The organism is Rhizobium sp. ERR 1071 (assembly GCF_007828675.1).
Lineage (GTDB): Bacteria > Pseudomonadota > Alphaproteobacteria > Rhizobiales > Rhizobiaceae > Rhizobium > Rhizobium dioscoreae.
Window position 1 is genome coordinate 212200 of record NZ_VITM01000004.1, and the last position, 16831, is coordinate 229030.

The 16831-nt window shown below is 59.1% G+C and carries 15 protein-coding genes; 6 read left to right on the forward strand and 9 right to left on the reverse strand.

Features of this window, described 5'->3' with window-relative positions; all coding sequences use genetic code 11:
• Position 1: 1 nt before the first annotated feature.
• Positions 2-619 carry a TetR/AcrR family transcriptional regulator gene (locus tag FBZ99_RS15770; protein ID WP_113350564.1) on the reverse strand — a complete coding sequence of 206 codons (618 nt, stop codon included), beginning with the start codon at positions 617-619 and terminating at the stop codon, positions 2-4.
• A gap of 61 nt (positions 620-680) precedes the next feature.
• Here FBZ99_RS15770 and FBZ99_RS15775 point away from each other — a divergent pair, with 61 nt between their 5' ends.
• The 4 genes from FBZ99_RS15775 (at position 681) to FBZ99_RS15790 (ending at position 4402) form a co-directional block, all read left to right on the forward strand.
• On the forward strand, positions 681-1601 hold the full coding sequence (locus tag FBZ99_RS15775) for an alpha/beta hydrolase family protein (protein ID WP_246661125.1): 921 nt from the start codon (positions 681-683) through the stop codon (positions 1599-1601).
• 140 nt (positions 1602-1741) lie between these two features.
• On the forward strand, positions 1742-2059 hold the full coding sequence (locus FBZ99_RS15780; protein ID WP_113350562.1) for a zinc ribbon domain-containing protein YjdM: 318 nt from the start codon (positions 1742-1744) through the stop codon (positions 2057-2059).
• Positions 2060-2221: 162 nt separating this feature from the next.
• Positions 2222-3229, forward strand: a complete 1008-nt coding sequence (locus FBZ99_RS15785; protein ID WP_113350561.1) for an aldo/keto reductase — start codon at positions 2222-2224, stop codon at positions 3227-3229.
• Positions 3230-3376: 147 nt separating this feature from the next.
• The gene (locus tag FBZ99_RS15790; protein ID WP_113420135.1) at positions 3377-4402 is read left to right on the forward strand and encodes an acyltransferase family protein; all 1026 of its coding nucleotides are present in this window, start codon (positions 3377-3379) and stop codon (positions 4400-4402) included.
• A gap of 40 nt (positions 4403-4442) precedes the next feature.
• On the opposite strand, the gene katG is transcribed toward FBZ99_RS15790, so the two are convergent.
• A complete protein-coding gene (gene katG, locus FBZ99_RS15795) occupies positions 4443-6641 on the reverse strand; it encodes a catalase/peroxidase HPI (RefSeq protein WP_113350559.1) in 2199 nt (732 codons plus the stop codon).
• Positions 6642-6982: 341 nt separating this feature from the next.
• Here katG and FBZ99_RS15800 point away from each other — a divergent pair, with 341 nt between their 5' ends.
• Positions 6983-7993, forward strand: a complete 1011-nt coding sequence (locus FBZ99_RS15800; protein WP_113350558.1) for a hydrogen peroxide-inducible genes activator — start codon at positions 6983-6985, stop codon at positions 7991-7993.
• 506 nt (positions 7994-8499) lie between these two features.
• On the opposite strand, the gene FBZ99_RS15805 is transcribed toward FBZ99_RS15800, so the two are convergent.
• The 5 genes from FBZ99_RS15805 to FBZ99_RS15825 form a co-directional block, all read right to left on the reverse strand.
• Positions 8500-9681, reverse strand: a complete 1182-nt coding sequence (locus tag FBZ99_RS15805; RefSeq protein WP_113350556.1) for a M20 aminoacylase family protein — start codon at positions 9679-9681, stop codon at positions 8500-8502.
• A 75-nt stretch (positions 9682-9756) separates the two neighbouring features.
• Positions 9757-10548, reverse strand: coding sequence for an amino acid ABC transporter ATP-binding protein (locus tag FBZ99_RS15810; protein ID WP_442966485.1), 792 nt, complete (start codon positions 10546-10548; stop codon positions 9757-9759).
• Positions 10545-11489, reverse strand: coding sequence for an amino acid ABC transporter permease (locus FBZ99_RS15815; protein WP_113350555.1), 945 nt, complete (start codon positions 11487-11489; stop codon positions 10545-10547). The genes FBZ99_RS15810 and FBZ99_RS15815 overlap by 4 nt, the downstream gene beginning before the upstream one ends.
• Entirely contained in the window at positions 11486-12376 is an 891-nt protein-coding gene (locus FBZ99_RS15820) for an ABC transporter substrate-binding protein (RefSeq protein ID WP_113329823.1), read from the reverse strand. Before FBZ99_RS15820 ends, FBZ99_RS15815 begins: the two co-directional genes overlap by 4 nt.
• 46 nt (positions 12377-12422) lie before the next feature.
• Positions 12423-13400: an ABC transporter substrate-binding protein gene (locus tag FBZ99_RS15825; RefSeq protein ID WP_145633979.1), complete on the reverse strand. Its 978-nt coding sequence runs from the start codon at positions 13398-13400 to the stop codon at positions 12423-12425.
• Between the two features lie 100 nt (positions 13401-13500).
• Between FBZ99_RS15825 and FBZ99_RS15830 the strand changes: the two genes are divergently transcribed.
• Positions 13501-14829, forward strand: a complete 1329-nt coding sequence (locus FBZ99_RS15830) for an aminotransferase-like domain-containing protein (RefSeq protein WP_113350554.1) — start codon at positions 13501-13503, stop codon at positions 14827-14829.
• A gap of 9 nt (positions 14830-14838) precedes the next feature.
• On the opposite strand, the gene FBZ99_RS15835 is transcribed toward FBZ99_RS15830, so the two are convergent.
• Both FBZ99_RS15835 and FBZ99_RS15840 read right to left on the reverse strand, forming a co-directional pair.
• Positions 14839-15909: an acyltransferase family protein gene (locus tag FBZ99_RS15835; RefSeq protein WP_145633981.1), complete on the reverse strand. Its 1071-nt coding sequence runs from the start codon at positions 15907-15909 to the stop codon at positions 14839-14841.
• Positions 15910-15948: 39 nt separating this feature from the next.
• Positions 15949-16764, reverse strand: coding sequence for a galactosyl transferase (locus FBZ99_RS15840; protein ID WP_113350552.1), 816 nt, complete (start codon positions 16762-16764; stop codon positions 15949-15951).
• Positions 16765-16831 lie beyond the last annotated feature (67 nt).

Sequence of the window (16831 nt, forward strand, 5' to 3'; positions counted from 1 at the left end):
GCTATGCAGCGCCCGAGAGCCGGTTCTCGGGCGTCTTTGCATCCGACAATCGTTCGGCAATCAGCCGTGCCGCCGCATCAGCAGCGGTTTCCATGTAGCTCGGATCGCGATGGAGCAGGACCACCGCAAATGAACCGTCGAGGAGCAGCATGATCTGGCGCGCGAGCGGCAGGGCATTGTTGCCCGCGCCCGCCTCCACGAAGACCGATCCCAGCCACTCCTCAACCCGCTTCTTGTGAGCGCGCGCCGCAACCAGCGCGGGATGGCCGGGAAGGTTGATGAGTTCCACCGAAGTCCGCAAAAAACCACAGCCCTTCCATTTGGCGCTGCGTGCCGATTGCGCCAGCTGGCGGAAAATGCCGGCAACCTTTTCTGAAATGTCGCCTTCGGTTTCTTCGAACCAGCGTTTGAAGAAGGCAAGGTTCGGCTCGTCGCGCGCCTGCAGATGGGCGGCGATCAGGTCGTCCTTGCTGCGGAAATGATAATAGAGGGTGCGCTTGGTGACGCCTGCCTTCTCGGCGATGGCGTCGACACTGATCGCGCGGATGCCGTCGCTGTGGAAGAGTTTTGCGGCGGCCTGAAGAATACGCTCGCGTGTCGGCAGGGAACTGTCTCTCATGGCTCAATGTATACCGGGTAGTGAATATACACAACGCGGCGATCGTCCCATCTTGACGCCCATGAGCCAGCAACCTCGACCATCCTTGAATGAAGACAGTCTTTCGATTTCCATCCCCTGTCGGGATGACGTCGTTCTCGGTGGCCGCCTTTGGCTGGCGGAGACGAAAAGGCCGGAAGGCAGCGTCATCATCAACCCGGCCACCGGAGTTCTCGCACGCTATTATCACCGCTATGCGCAATTTCTGGTGCGGCATGGGTTCGATGTCCTGACCTTCGATTATCGCGGCATCGGCCAGTCGCGCCCGCAACGGCTGCGTGGGTCCCGTTATCGCTGGCGGGATTGGGGCGAGCGGGATTTCGATGCCGCGCTTCGGCTGATGTCCGATCACCGTCGCAACGGTCCGCTTTTGGTGGTGGGTCATAGCGTCGGCGGATTCCTGCCGGGATTGGCTGAGAATGCTCCGGAGATCGACAGGATGCTGACGGTCGGAGCTCAATATGCCTGGTGGGGCGATTACATGCCGAGCAGGCGGGCCGCTCTGTTCCTCAAATGGCATGTGGCTATGCCTGCGATGACTGCGCTCTGCGGCTATTTCCCGGGCCGGCGGCTTGGCTGGCTGGAGGATCTGCCGAAAGGTGTGGCAAACGAGTGGAGCTTTCGTGGCCCCCGGTTCGAGCGCAGCCATCCTGTGGGCGAGAGGCGGGAGGTGCTACGGCGAATGAGCGCCGTGAAAGCATTGATCCTGGCCGTTGCGGTTTCGGACGACGAACTTGGCACCGTACCGGCAATTCGCCGCACACTGAATTACTATACCGGCGCGCAACGTCAGTCGGTGCTGCTCCGTCCGGCTGATTTTGGTCGGGACGCAATCGGCCATTTCGGCCTCTTTCACGATAGCCATGCTGCCGGTTTCTGGGTCGATACGCTGTCGTGGCTTCGGGAGGGCCGTAATCCCTGGCCGGCATCCGAGCTGAAATAGCAAAGCCGAGTATCCGCATCGGCGCACCACTTCGCGCTTGTTGCATCGGCTGATTGTCTCGGGTAGATGCCATTCACAGATCGTGAATGAGATGAAAGCTAGGCATTTGCCGGCTTTGGAATACTCAAGAAACTTGCAGAATGGAGTTTGGCATGACCAGCCAAAATGACGAATATGTCTATGACGAAGTGACCGGCGAGTGGCGACCTGCCGCGGAGATGGCAGCGGCTGCCGTCGCTACGGAGCTTGTCGTTCACGATGCAAGCGGCAACGTCCTCGCCGATGGCGACTCCGTCACCCTCATCAAGGATTTGAAAGTGAAGGGCGCCAATCAGACTTTGAAGCAGGGTACCGTTATCAAGTCGATTCGACTGACCGACAATCCTGAAGAAGTCGATTGCCGTTACGACGGGATCAAGGGTTTGGTTCTTCGCACCGAGTTCATACGCAAGCGCTAGAACTGTTCCTCCCTCTTCGCATTGCAAAATTGAACGATATCGGGCCGATTATCCGGATTCCCGAATTGTAAAATTGGAAATTGGTGCTTATCTCCTTTGCTGGATGCTTTTACATAACCTGCACGGGTATGTAACGGTTGCAGGCCGGCTGGGGGATTATGCATGCATCTTGAAGACTATGCCGCACTCGGCCGCTCGGAGTTGCGCGTCAGTCCGCTTGCGCTCGGAACCATGACTTTCGATAAGGGGTTCATCCGGCATTCGCATGAAAATCAACCTGCGGCGATCCTGACGCGCTATCTCGAACTCGGTGGCAATTATCTCGATACCGGCAACGGAGCGATGAAAGCGGGCGGCCAGACGGTCGTCGGCAGCTATGTCGCACAAAACTCGATCCGGCGCGATCGTCTTGTCATCGCAGCCAAATTCGATGTCGCGCGACATGGCGAAAGGCTTGGCCGCAAAGCCGTGATCGACGGCTTCGAGGAGACCCTTCGTCGGCTGCGCACCGACTATCTCGACCTCTATTGGCTGAACAATTGGGACATACAGGCGCCTTTGGAAGAAATGCTGGAGGCGCTCCACGATCTCGTTCAGTCGGGAAAGCTGCGTTATTTCGGCATTTCAGATACGCCGGCCTGGAAGGTAGCGCATGCCCATCTCCTGTCGCAGTCCAACGGCTGGGCTCCATTCATCGGTTTGCAGATCGAATATTCGCTTGCCGCACGGCTGTTTGAAATCGAGCTCATTCCCTTGGCGCGCGGGTTGGGGCTTGGCGTCGTCTCGCATTCGCCATTGAGCGGCGGCCTCATCAGCGGCCGATATACGCGTGCCAACAATGCGGGCGCAAGAACAGGGCATGCGGCGCAATTGATGCAACGGCCCGACGAACAGGATCTTGAAATCGTCGACGCCCTGTTCCGCGTTGCCGATGAACTCGGTACGACGACCGCACGCGTCGCCCTTGCCTGGGCAATGGCGCGCCTTGGCGTATCTTCGACGATTATCGGCGTCCATACGCTGAAGCAACTCAATGAGGATATCGGTGCGCTCGAAGTCCGGCTCTCGCCCGAACAGACAGCGACGCTGGATGCGCTTACCATTCCCAATCACACCATCGCCCTGCCGTTGCCGTTGCAGAATGCCGCGCCTCTGTGCTGCGTCGATTGAACTCCCAGCACGTGTTTGAGGAGTTAGTGTAACGAAGTCGCATTACTCCAAATGCCAGCGTGTGCTTAATTTCGGTAATACTTAAAGTAATTTCATTAATATTGATGTCTTACGCTAGCGGTTGGATAGCTCAACCGATGGTTACCGATGTCAGAAGCAGGAAGACCGCCCCATATTCCGGCCCTAGATGGATGGCGTGGACTGGCCGTCTTTCTGGTGTTGATGGGTCATTTCGGCGGTGACAACTACCTGCCCGGTCTTGGATCCGCCGGTGTTGATCTATTTTTTGTCCTCTCAGGACGGCTTATGGCCGAGATCCTTTTCGTCAGGGAGATGCCTTTGGGCATTTTCTTCTTTCGGCGTTTCAGCCGCGTCTATCCGACTTTGTTTATATTTGTTTTGGTGAATGCAGCGATCTTCTCCTCAACGTCGCTTGCACCCGATCTTGCGGGTGTGCTCGCCGCGCTTTCTTTCACGCTGAACTACTTTATAATTACGAGCCATACTTTCATTTCGATATTCGATCACATTTGGTCATTATGCGTCGAAGAGCACAGCTATCTTCTGCTCGGACTGCTGGCCTTTGGCTTGCGCGATGCCGGCAACAAATTCGTGGGATTTTCCCTGTTGTTACTTGGTCTTACCGCACTTGCCACCGGCATTTTGCAATATGACGTTTACGGGCAAAATCCATTTATCGTCTTTTGGTCGAGCCAAGTGGCGGCAGCGCCAATTTTGATTTCTGCCGCGTTGTTCCTGCTGATCGGGCAGCGAAGCTGCGGATTATCCCTGGAATGGTTGGTACCTTTGATATTTTTCTGCGGCTTGGCCGCACGCTTGTTCGCGGACGCCGCCTGGCTGTTTTTTGGCGTTAAAACCTTGTTGCTGGCGATCAGCGTATGTTCGATCGGGAGTGCTACTCGCTTCTCTAAGATTTTATTTGAAGGCTCTGCCATCCGGCGACTTGGGCGGATGTCGTTCTCAATATATTTATGGCAGCAACCGTTTTACGTACTGGCTCGGCTAGATCGCTTGGCCGAACTGCCTGCGCTTGTCATAGCCGTATGCCTCGGGTTGCTTAGCTACTATCTGATCGAGCAGCCGGCACGCACGGGATTGAATGCGTGGTTCGAAAGAAGCAAGCGGCAAAATGCCGTCTCTGAGACCGGTTGAAAAGGGCGCGATCACCTTTGATCGCGCCCGATATCTTGCATCAAGCGATGTCGAAGCGGTCGGCGTTCATGACCTTGGTCCATGCCGCAACGAAGTCCTGGACGAACTTCTTCTCGGCATCGGACTGGCCGTAGACTTCGGCGATCGCGCGCAGCTGCGAGTTGGAGCCGAAAACGAGATCGACGCGCGTGGCGGTCCACTTCACGTCGCCCGTCGCGCGGTCCCGTCCCTCGAAGACGTCTTTGGCATCCGAAACCGCCTTCCACTCCGTGCCCATGTCGAGCAGGTTCACGAAGAAGTCGTTGGTCAGCGTTTCCGGACGCTTGGTGAAGACGCCGTGCTGGCTCTGACCAACATTGGCGTTCAGCACACGCAGGCCGCCGATGAGGGCGGTCATTTCCGGCGCCGTCAGCGTCAGCAGCTGTGCCTTGTCGATCAGCAGTTCTTCGGAAGAGACGGTGTAGGCCTGCCGCTGGTAGTTGCGGAAGCCATCGACGATCGGTTCGAGAACGGCGAAGGCCTCGACGTCGGTCTGTTCCTGCGTCGCATCGGTACGGCCGGGAGCGAAGGGGACGACCAGGTCATGACCGGCCTTCTTCGCAGCCTGTTCGATAGCGACCGAGCCGCCGAGAACGATCAGATCGGCAAGCGATACCGTCTTTCCACCGGTCTGAGCATCGTTGAACTTCTTCTGGATGCCTTCGAGCGTCGCCAGCACGGAAGCGAGCTGGGCCGGCTGGTTGGCTTCCCAGTCCTTCTGCGGAGCAAGACGGATGCGAGCGCCGTTTGCGCCGCCGCGCTTGTCCGAGCCGCGGAACGTCGAAGCTGAAGCCCAGGCTGTCGAAACCAGCTGCGGAATGGTGAGACCCGATGCAGCAATCTCGGCCTTGAGGACAGCGACATCGTTGGCATCGATCGATGCGGGACCGGCAGCCGGGATTGGGTCCTGCCAGATGAGCTCTTCGCTCGGCACTTCCGGACCGAGATAACGAACACGCGGCCCCATGTCGCGATGAGTCAGCTTGAACCATGCGCGGGCGAAGGCATCGGCGAACTCATCCGGATTTTCGAAGAAGCGGCGAGAAATCTTCTCATAGGCCGGATCGAAGCGCAGGGCGAGGTCGGTCGTCAGCATCGACGGCGCATGACGCTTGGACTTGTCGTGCGCGTCGGGGATCGAGCCGGCGCCGGCGCCGTGCTTCGGCACCCACTGATGCGCGCCAGCAGGGCTCTTCGTCAGTTCCCATTCATAGCCGAACAGGTTCCAGAAGAAGTTGTTGCTCCACTTGGTAGGCGTCGAGGTCCAGGTGACTTCGAGACCGCTGCCGATCGTGTCGCCGCCCTTGCCAGTGCCGAAGCTGTTCTTCCAGCCGAGGCCCTGTTCTTCGATGCCGGCTGCTTCCGGCTCGGGGCCGACATGGGCGGCATCGCCTGCGCCATGCGTCTTGCCGAAGGTATGGCCGCCGGCGATGAGGGCGACGGTCTCCTCGTCGTTCATTGCCATGCGGGCGAAGGTCTCGCGGATGTCGCGTGCGGCTGCAAGCGGGTCCGGATTGCCGTTCGGTCCCTCAGGATTGACGTAGATGAGGCCCATCTGCACGGCTGCGAGCGGGTTTTCCAGATCGCGATCGCCGCTGTAGCGCTTGTCGCCGAGCCAAGTGTCTTCCGCGCCCCAATAGATGTCTTCTTCCGGTTCCCAGACATCTTCACGACCGCCGCCGAAGCCGAAGGTCTTGAAGCCCATCGATTCCAGCGCAACGTTGCCCGTCAGGATCATGAGGTCGGCCCAGGAGATGCTATTGCCGTATTTCTGCTTGATCGGCCAGAGCAGGCGGCGGGCCTTATCGAGGTTGACGTTATCCGGCCAGCTGTTGAGCGGAGCGAAACGCTGCGTGCCGGAGGAGGCGCCACCGCGGCCGTCGCCCGTGCGGTAGGTGCCGGCGCTATGCCAGGCCATGCGGATGAAGAGCGGACCGTAGTGACCGAAGTCGGCTGGCCACCAATCCTGCGAATCCGTCATAAGGGCGGTGAGGTCCTTCTTCAGGGCCTCCAGATCGAGCTTCTTGAATTCCTCGGCGTAGTTGAACGCCTTGCCCATCGGGCTGGAAAGGGCCGAATTCTGGTGAAGAATCCGAAGGTTCAGCTGATTCGGCCACCAGTCTCGGTTCGAACGTGCGGAAACGCTCGTGTTTCCATGCGGAAACGGACATTTGCCGGCAGTTTCGACTTTTGTATCCATGATACTCTCCCTTACGATGATTTGATTTGTGACGACCGGAGAAGGAGCTTTGCCAGCCCGCCGGAAAATGGCCCGGTTCTAAAACGGGTATGGCAGCGACATGTCAGACGCATGAATCTCTCGTTGTTCTGGCCTCGCGTGAAACGGAGACGTGGAAGCAGGCAAAGCTTGGGTCCCCTGCCTTCCGACCGGCCCGTGCATCGATGGACTGAACGCAGTCAATGCTCTCAATATGAGCTTCGTATGACAGGCGGCCGCATCTCATCTCTGCTGCGGCACTATAGCCAAGCCTTTCCATTAATTTAAGTTGGATTTCCTGATTGGCACGATAAGATGGGCTTATGGCAAACTTCACGCTCAAACAGCTTCGCTATTTCGAAGCGCTGGCTCGGCTCGGCCACTTCGGACGTGCGGCCGATCTATGCGCGATCTCCCAGCCCGCCTTGTCGATGCAGATCAAGGAGCTGGAGGAGCAGCTCGGCACGGACCTCTTCGAAAGAGGCGCGCGCCAGGTCCGGCTGACCAATTTCGGGGAAGCTTTCGCGATTCGCGTCCGCGACATCCTGCGCTCCGTCGACGAGCTGGGAGATCTTGCCCGCGCATCGCATAATCAGCCCGTGGGACGGTTGCGGATCGGCATCATCCCCACGGTCGCGCCCTATCTCTTGCCGAGCATCATCGGCAACCTCACCCGTATCTATGACGGGCTTGATATCCATGTGCGTGAGACCCTGACCTCGAAACTGGTCGAGGAGCTGGAGGAGGGGAGGCTGGATACCGCGATCGTCGCCCTGCCGATCTCCGAAACATCGCTCACGGAAGTGCCGCTATTTGCGGAAAACTTCGTACTCGTGCGGCCGAGCGAGGACGAGGGCAAGCCGGTGCCCAACCGGGAAGCGCTTCGCGAAATGCGGCTGCTGCTCCTGGAGGAAGGACACTGCTTTCGCGATCAGGCGCTCTCCTTTTGCAACATCCACTCAGCCCTGCCGCGGGAGCTGATGGACGGCAGCTCGCTGTCGACGCTGGTGCAGATGGTCAGCGCCGGCATCGGCGTCACTCTGATACCAGAGATGGCGGTAGCCGTGGAAACCCGCTCGGCCTCGGTGTCGACGGTGCGCTTCCAAAGCCCGCAGCCCTCACGCACCATCGGCATGATCTGGCGCAGGACGAGCCCTCTCGCCAAGCAGCTTCTGCAGATTTCCGAAGTGGTCCGTGAGGCGGCCGATGCCATGCGCGAACAACACGATTCAATCTGGCGCGCGCAAGACCTGGAGCTCGAAGGGCGATTGCAACCGCCGGCTGCTCGCCGTCCCGGCTTTGGCACCATCGATGATCCGGCTTCGCATCGGTAAGCTCCGCATTGCGCATTAACGCTATTTGGATCTTTTCCACAGAAGGTGATATTTCAAACGATTGAAAATATTCTAATCGTTTAAATATTTTAATAGCTTGATTTACAAAGAAACTCCTCCATGTCATGCCAGTAACGCATGACAATGGAGGTCGTGATGCAAGAGCTTGAAAGCGTAAGAAATGAAATTCCTACGTATGTGATTGATCGCCTCGAAAATGAATGGCGGGTAATGCAGACTCGGAATGTGCAGCTGGAAACCGGGCTGCGGACTGAAACGCCTGCAAATACGGCGCCTGCAACGGGCGATAGTCGCGGATCGCTCGATAAGTAGTATTTATGAATGCAGGAATCGCACTGCTCTCGCAGGCCTGGCGTCGCTATTGAAGGCGTCGCATTCCGCTTTTTCCATGACATTCCAGAAAACGGACCAGCCCCGGCTTATTGCCAGGGCTATCGTTTATTGTCGCGTCGCCGGTTCCTCGTGCGATCGAGATAAGAATAGGTTCAGGCGTCGAGATAACGCTCGGTCAGGCGTGCCCACATCGCCGCACCGACGGTGAGACTTCCGTCGGCGAAATCATATTTGGCGCTGTGGAGAATGGCCGAATTCAAGCCATTGCCGAGGCGCAGGAAGCTGCCGGGCTTATGCTCCAGATAATGGGAGAAATCCTCGCTGCCGGGAATCAGGCCACAGGTGGTGACTTTATCAGCGCCGACGAGCTCCTCGGCAACCATCCGCGCGAATTCCGTTTCCTTCTCCGAGTTGACGACGACCGGATGGCCGTGGACATAGTCGATCTCTGCACTCGCACCATAGCCATCCGCGATAGAAGCCGTCAGCTTGCGAATACGGGCTTCAAGCAGCTCACGCACCTTCGGATCGAAGGAGCGGACCGTGAGTAGCATCTTCGCGCTTTCCGGAATGACATTCGAAGCCTCGCCGGCGTGGATGGCGCCGACGGTCACGACCGCCGTCTGCGTTGGGTCGACACTGCGGGCAACGATCGTCTGCAGACTGACGACGAGGTTGCAGGCGACGACGACGGGATCGATGGTCAGATGCGGGCGTGAAGCATGGCCGCCCTTGCCTGTGATGGTGATCTCAACTGTGTCGGCGGCGGCCATTAGCGGGCCGGAGCGTAGCAGCCACGTACCTTCCGGCGCACCCGGATGATTGTGCAGCCCGTAAATGACGTCGAAGGGAAAGCGTTCGAAGAGGCCATCCTTGATCATCGCGGGAGCGCCGCTGACCGCTCCCGCCTCTTCGGCCGGCTGGAAGATCAGGTTTACAGTACCGTTGAAGCGGCGGGTACGAGCGAGATATTCGGCAGCTCCGAGCAATATGGTGGTGTGGCCATCATGGCCGCAGGCATGCATCTTGCCGGGCACCTTGCTGGCATAGGGCTTACCAGTCTGCTCGGTAATCGGCAGCGCGTCCATATCGGCGCGGATCGCGATGCTCTTCTTGCCGGCACCGACCGTCATGCGCGCAACGACACCATGGCCGCCGACATTGCGCGTCACCTCATAGCCCCAGGCTTCCAGCTTCTCGGCGACGAAACGCGCCGTTTCCGCCTCCTCGAAAGACAGCTCAGGATGGGCGTGCAGATGCTGGCGAATATCTGTCAGTTCGGCCTTCATCGGCTCGAAGTGGGAAAGGCGGGCGAAATCGTTGTCGAGGGTCATGGCTATTCCAATGGTTCGCTTGAGCCGCCATCCGCCATAGAGCGTGCGGGCTTCACTGATGATATCTGTGTCGCGCTAGATGAAGCGCGACAGGAAACTTCTGGTGCGCGGATGCTGCGGATTGCCGATTACATCCTCCGGTTTGCCCTGCTCGACGATCTTGCCGCCGTCCATGAAGACGACACGGTCGGCAGCCTCGCGGGCAAAGCCGATCTCGTGGGTGACGACGATCATTGTGAGGCCCTGTCTGGCAAGGTCACGCATGGTGGCGAGCACTTCGCCGACCAGTTCCGGATCGAGCGCAGACGTCGGCTCGTCGAACAGCATCAGCTTCGGCTTGATCGCCAGCGCTCGGGCGATTGCGACGCGCTGCTGCTGGCCACCCGAAAGCTGGCGCGGATAATTGTTGGCCTTGGCTGACAAGCCAACGCGGTCAAGCAACGCCAGCGCATTTTCCGTCGCCTGCTTCCGGCTCTCGCCATGGATGCCGATCGGTGCCTCGATGACATTCTGCAGCGCCGTCATATGCGGATAGAGATTGAACTGCTGGAACACCATGCCGATCTTGCGCCGCTGCAGCGCGATCGCATGGTTGGAGAGCTTGACTAGCCGGCCCTTGTTCAACCGATATCCGATCTGTTCGCCGTCGACTTCGATCGAACCGCGATTGATTGCTTCCAGATGGTTGATGCAACGCAGAAAGGTCGACTTGCCGGAACCGGAAGGGCCGAGGATGACGACCACTTCGCCTGGCGCCACATCGAGGTCTATGCCTTTCAGAACTTCGAGATGTTCGAAGGACTTGTGGACGTTGCGCGCCTGTACCAGGGGACTGACGTTGATGGCTGAGTTCATGGGAGCGTTCATTGGCCCGCCTCCTGTGCCGGCACGAGCGCGGGCGTGCTCTCCGTTGCCGCCTTCGTCCCACCGGTGCGGCGGTCGGCGCGGCTGTAATAGCGCTCGATATAGCTCTGGCCGATGTTGAGCACCGAGGTAATCAGCAGATACCAGATGACGGCGACGAGCAGCATCGGGATCACTTCGAAGGTGCGGTTGTAGATCGATTGCACGGAATAGAGCAGGTCGGCCATGGCTATGACGCTGACGAGCGAAGTCGCCTTGATCATGCTGATGAGCTGGTTGCCGGTTGGCGGCACGATGGAGCGCATGGCCTGCGGGATGATGATGCGGCGCAGAGCCCGGATTCTCGTCATTCCGAAGGCCTCGGCGGTCTCGAACTGGCCTCTGTCGACGGAAAGCAGGCCGCCGCGAATGATCTCGGCCATATAGGCGGCTTCGTTGAGGGCGAGGCCGGCGATTGCCGCCGTCATCGGGCTGATGACGGAATTCGTGTCCCAGCTGACGAAGGTCGGGCCGAATGGAATGCCGATCGACAGCGTCGGGAAGAGCGTCGAGAGATTGTACCAGAAGATCAGCTGCACGAGCAGCGGCGTACCGCGGAAGAACCAGATGAACAGGGACGCAAGTGTGCTTGCCAGTCTATCCTTCGACATGCGGGCAATCGCCAAAAGCAGGCCGAAGATGATGCCAAGCGCCATGGCGACGACGGTCAGACCGAGCGAGACATAGAGGCCGCTGATGACGACGGGATCGAAGAAGTACTGGGCGACAACATGCCAGCCGAAGTTTTCATTGTGGGCGACCGACCAGGCCCAATAGGCTGCGATCGCAAGCGTGACGACCCAGGCCGTCACACGACCCTTCGGGAACGGCGTGTGGGCATTCGCCACATCCCGTTCCGACGCATCGCCAGAAGGCGATGCGTTGTTTCTGGAATTCGTATTCATTTCGGCAATGTCCCGCCAAGATTGATACCGGGTTCCTTGATCATGTTGTTCTCAAGGCCCCACTTCTTCATGATGGCGGCATAGGTGCCATTGTCCATAAGCAGTTTGACGGCATCCTTGAGGATGGGACCGAGAGGCGAGCCCTTCGGCACGACGGCGCCCTGATAGAGATCCTCGAAGCCGTTCTTCTGGCCGACGCCCGTCAGTTCGAGCTGGCCATTCGCCTGCGAGACAAAATAGGTGAGTGGGGCCTGCGAGGAGAAGAAGGCATCCGAACGCTTGGAGCGGACGGCGAGGATCGAGCTCGGCTGGTCTGTGAAGGACTGGACCTCGATCGCGCCCTTGCCATCCGTCTTGCATTTCTCGGCCTGAACCTGGATCACCTTTTCTGCCGATCCTCCGGCCATGACGGCGATGCGCTGCCCACAGGCGCTGTCGAGCGAGGTGATGCCCTTCGGATTGCCTTTCTGGACGGCGAAGACGACGAATTCCTGTACCCAGTCGACGAAGTCATTGGCTTCCTCGCGGCTCTTGAAATCGCCGATCGGGCCGAAGGCGAATTGATAGCGGCCGGAGTTGATGCCGGCGAGGATCGCAGGCAGCCCGCTGACGCTTTCATGCTCGATCTTCACGCCGAGCACCTCGCCGATCGCATCGGTCAGATCGGCGCTGGCGCCCGTCAACTTGGTGCCGGTGACGATTTCATAGGGAGGGAAGGAGCCGTTGTTGACGGAAATCATCTTGCCCGATGTGCGGATCGCCTCTGGCAGCTTGGCCTGCAGGTCCTTGTTGATCGAAAGTTTCGGCAAGCTCGCATCCTCGGCGAAGGCAGCGCCCGACATCATCAGGCTTGCCAGGGCGACGTAGGTCATTTTCTTCAGCGACATGTTCATTCCCCTTTTTTGCTTTGCGTCTCTGATTTTCAGTTGGTGGTCAGGCAGCGCTCGTCCGGCTGCCGTCGACGTCGAACGGGAAGAGTTCCTCCGGCGTCATGAGCCGGAGCAGGATACCCTGCACATGCAGTTCCCTGGCGAAATCGGCGATCATCTTGCGGTTGGCGGCAAAGCCGCTCGCGTCCCACCCTTCGGGCAGCTCGGTTGCCGATTTCAAGAGTTCGTCGAGCATGAAGGGCGTGGTGTCGGCATATTTGCGCCGCTTGCTGAGCCACATGCGTTGCGATTCATCGATAAGAGCGCTCAGTTCGCCCATGACCCAGGGATGCTCGGCGACGAGCTCGGCCTTCAAGCCGATCAGGTGCATGCCGGGTACATAGCCCACATCGGCAAAATAGCGATGCTCGGCGGCGCGGAAATCCGGCAATAGCTGGCGGAAGCCGGAATTGCCGGCGAAATAGCCATCCGGCATGAAGGGCGTGAAGATTGCGTCGAGTTTGCCTTCCTTCAGCAGATCCACCATCGGCCTTTCGCCAGGTGCTGCCTCAATGCGGCCGGGGCGGCCGAAGCCGTCGAGGCGATCGGTGATCGGATGGGCTTCAGTGAGGCGGCCGGCATACCACATGGCATCTTCGACGCCGACACCTTCGCGCCGTAGTGCTGCCCGAGTCCAGGTATTGCCGGAGTCGCGCCAGCCGGTTACGCCGATGCGCTTGCCGGCGAGCTCGGCAAAGCTTGTGATCGGGCTTTCCTTGGTGGTGATGACGCAGCGATGGCGGAAGCCGCGCATGATGAAATTCGGAATGCCGACGACACTTTCGTCACCGTCGATGCGCATCTGCGTGTAGCGGCTGAAGGACGTTTCCGCCGCGTCATAGGCGTCGCTCTTGCCGACATGCGGGATCAGCGTGCCGACCCGGTCCACTCTAATGTCGAGTTTTGGGGAAGAGACATCGCCCAGGACCAGAGGGGTCATGTAATCCCAGTCACGAAGGGCAAGGCGGAGAGCAAGGGGCATGAAATTCACTCGCAGGAAAACTTGTTTTCTCAACGAGTAAATGTTCAATATAGGTCGATCAAATGTTATTACGTTATTGAACATTAAAAATGGTGCGAAAATGAGCGAAGAGTGGGATGCGAAATGGTTTGCCTCGAAATTGAGCGATCGGACCATTCGCGGCATCGCGCTCGAGACGAGCGCGCTCATCCGAGCCGGTGCCCTACCTGTTGGCACCAAGCTGCCGCCGCTCCGCGACCTGGCCTTTGCCCTTGGTGTGAGCCCGGCTACCCTATCGGAAGCCTGGAGCGAGCTCAGACGCCAGAAGATCATCAGCGGGCGCGGCAGGAATGGCACATGGGTGAGCGGCGACCGCTTCGTCGCCAAGCCGGCACGGCTGGCAAGCGTCGGCGACTACGGTTCCGATGCCCTCAATCTGACGGCAGCCGTTCCCGATGTGCAGCTACTGCCGAAGCTGGAGGCCGCGATGGCCTATGGCGCCTCGGCCGAAAATCTCAACAGCTACGAGCGCAGCCGCATCCTGCCGGAGCTTGAGCGCGAGGTCAGGAAGACATGGCCCTATGAGCCGGAAGCGTTCCTGGCGACCAATGGCGGCTATAATGCCGTCTATACCCTGATCAATGCCTTGGTCATGCCGGGTGCCGCCGTTGCGATCGAGGATCCGACGGGAATGCGGCTTCTCGATATTCTTGAGGATCGGGGCGCCCGCATCATTCCGGTGAAATGTGATGAAGAGGGTCCGCTGCCGGCCTCGCTGGAGGAGGCGCTGAAATATCGCCCGGTCGCCTTCATCTTTCAGCCGCGCATCCATTCCGTCACGGGCCAGAGCGTGAGCCCTGCACGCATGGCAGGGATCGCGGAGATCCTTCGCGACAAGGATACGTTGATCGTCGAAGACGATGGTGTCGCCGACATCTCGATCTCGCCTCGCCATTCCATGGGGCATCTCTTTCCCGATCGGGTCATCCATATCCTGTCATTTTCGAAAACGCATGGGCCGGATCTGCGCCTCGCCGTATTGTCGAGCTCGCGCGCGATCATCGACCAGATCCAATCCTATCGCAGCTTCAGCTCCGGCTGGACCAGCCGCATTCTGCAGGCGGCGGCTGCCTGGTTGCTGCGCGATCCGGCAACGGCATCATGCCTCGATCATGCCCGCAGGACCTATCGGGAACGCCGCGCAGGCCTCATCGATGCGCTTCGCGAGCGCGGCGTCGATGCGTGGCATGGAGAAGGACTATGTGCCTGGGTGCCTGTCTCGTCGGAGCCCTTCGCAATGGTGACGCTTGCCGCCCGGGGCATTGCAGTGCATCCCGGCGCCAAGTTCTCGATCCTGCCCAGCAGCCATTTGCGGGTCGCGACGGCCAAACTCTTGGAGCGGCGCGAATATGTTGCGGATGCCATCGCACTGGCGGCCGTTCACACGTGAAGGGTGGAGCTAATGGCTTGAAGTTGCGCCCAGGCTTTTAGGCGTCTCCCTCCAAGAGGAAGCGTACTTGACGAGGATAGTCGCAAGCCTGGCCGAGATGAGCGAAATGATGGAAATTGCGACGAGATAGATCGCGATGTAGACGGGCTGCGGCAAGTGGATATTACGCATCAGATGCCCGTAGATCTCGGTAAAGCCGCGATGGCACATGTAGATCGGGTAGGAGAGATAGCCGAGAAAGATTCCGAGCCGCTGCAGCCTCTCCGGCAGTTCGAGCATGGTGCCGGCAAGGACGATGAGCGGCGAGATCAGAATGCAGAAGACAAGCGCATATTTCAGCGAATAGGTGGGGAGAAACAGCAAGGCTAAGATCGCCGCGATAGGCAATAGTGCGGCATAGCTGTTCACCGTGCGCCCCAGCACGGTTTTACCTCGAAGCCGATAGATGATCATTCCGAGGGTGAAGGAGAAGAAGACGCGGGCAAGGCCGCCATCCACAGAGTGCCATTCCCAGCCGAGATCGAGCGATTTGTGGAAAAAAACCGAGACGATCAGCATCGCCAGAGATGCGGCGGCAATGAGGATGAGGCTCCGCGTTTTCAGCCTGAACAGCACCAGTGCGAATACCAGATTGGCCAACAGCTCCCAGAACAGCGACCAGGCGGGACCATTCAGCGGGTAGAGCGCCAAGATGTCTCCGGCCGACCGCGTCAGAAAGCTTGGAGAAGGCAGCATCAAGACGGTGGTGAGGATGCTTGCGGCAAGATCGGCCCGCCCGACGCCTGCCGCCTGCCAATGTAGCAGCAATTGCACGAGGCCGTAGACGCTGCCGATCAGGAAGAGCGGATAGAGACGCGCGTATCGTGCCTTCATGAAGGCCAGCACCGTCATGCCGCCATCAAGCTTTTCACCATAGGCCCTGGCGATGACGAAGCCGCTGAGCACGAAGAAGAAATCGACGGCGATATAGGCCGAAGGCGCATAGGGCCTGTCGAGGTGATAGACGACAACGGCGAATGCCGCCAGGCCGCGCATCGCATCCAGGGCGGCATATCTATGTCTCGTCGCATCAGCCGGCATTGATCGAAACCTCGTTGAGCGGAAGGGATTGCGCTTACGCTATCCAGCGGCACGCGCGCCGAAAAATTCGCTTCTCAAATTTCGATCGAGCGGGCGCACCCGCGAAAGATTGCCCAGGAACTGACGGGGACTTGTCAGCACCGACCGGTTCAGGAAATGGGTCCTGATGAGATTGGAGGACTTGCTGTGGGCACCCGCATGGCCGACCCGATAGATCGCGCCGCGGAAAGGCAGCGAGCCGAGCGGCGCGCCGGCGTCTGCAAGCAGCTTGCCGATGCGCACATGGCTGCCGAGCATGGATTTGATATAGTCGATCTCGGCATCCTCGAAGGTCGCCGGCAAACGGTAGAGATCGGAGCGGATGATCAGCGATGTCCCGCAAAAATTGGCGAAGTCGTTGTGATGCATAAGCAGCCGGCCGCCTTCGTTCCAGAGATAGCCGCGGTCGATCTTCCAGCCGTTGGCATCGGGATTTCTAGCGGCGAAATCGACGATATTGGCGCTGACAAAATCATCGTCGTCGACGATCATGAAGAAGCGGGTATCGCGCGCGGACAGCATGCCGCTCAAGACGCGGCGGCCCTTGTCCAGCCGGAACGCATCGTAGACCTTTTCGCGATCGGCACCATCGATGTCGTGGAGCTGGTTCGGCGGGAAGGTCACGCGTTCCGCCGTAAAATTCGGCGGCAGATCCGGCAGATCTGCGCCTTCATTGGCGACGACTACGCCGCGCCAGTTTTTGTTGGACTGCCCGGCGATCGATGCGATCGTTTGCGACAGGCGTCGTTTGAGCGCCGGCCAATCATTGGAATTGGCCTGATGGCGAACGGGAATGATGAACGTGACCAGTGTCATGAGGCGCCTTTCCGACTTGGTATTCTATCGCGGGATCGAATGAGCGTTGTTTCCGTCCTTATTCGCG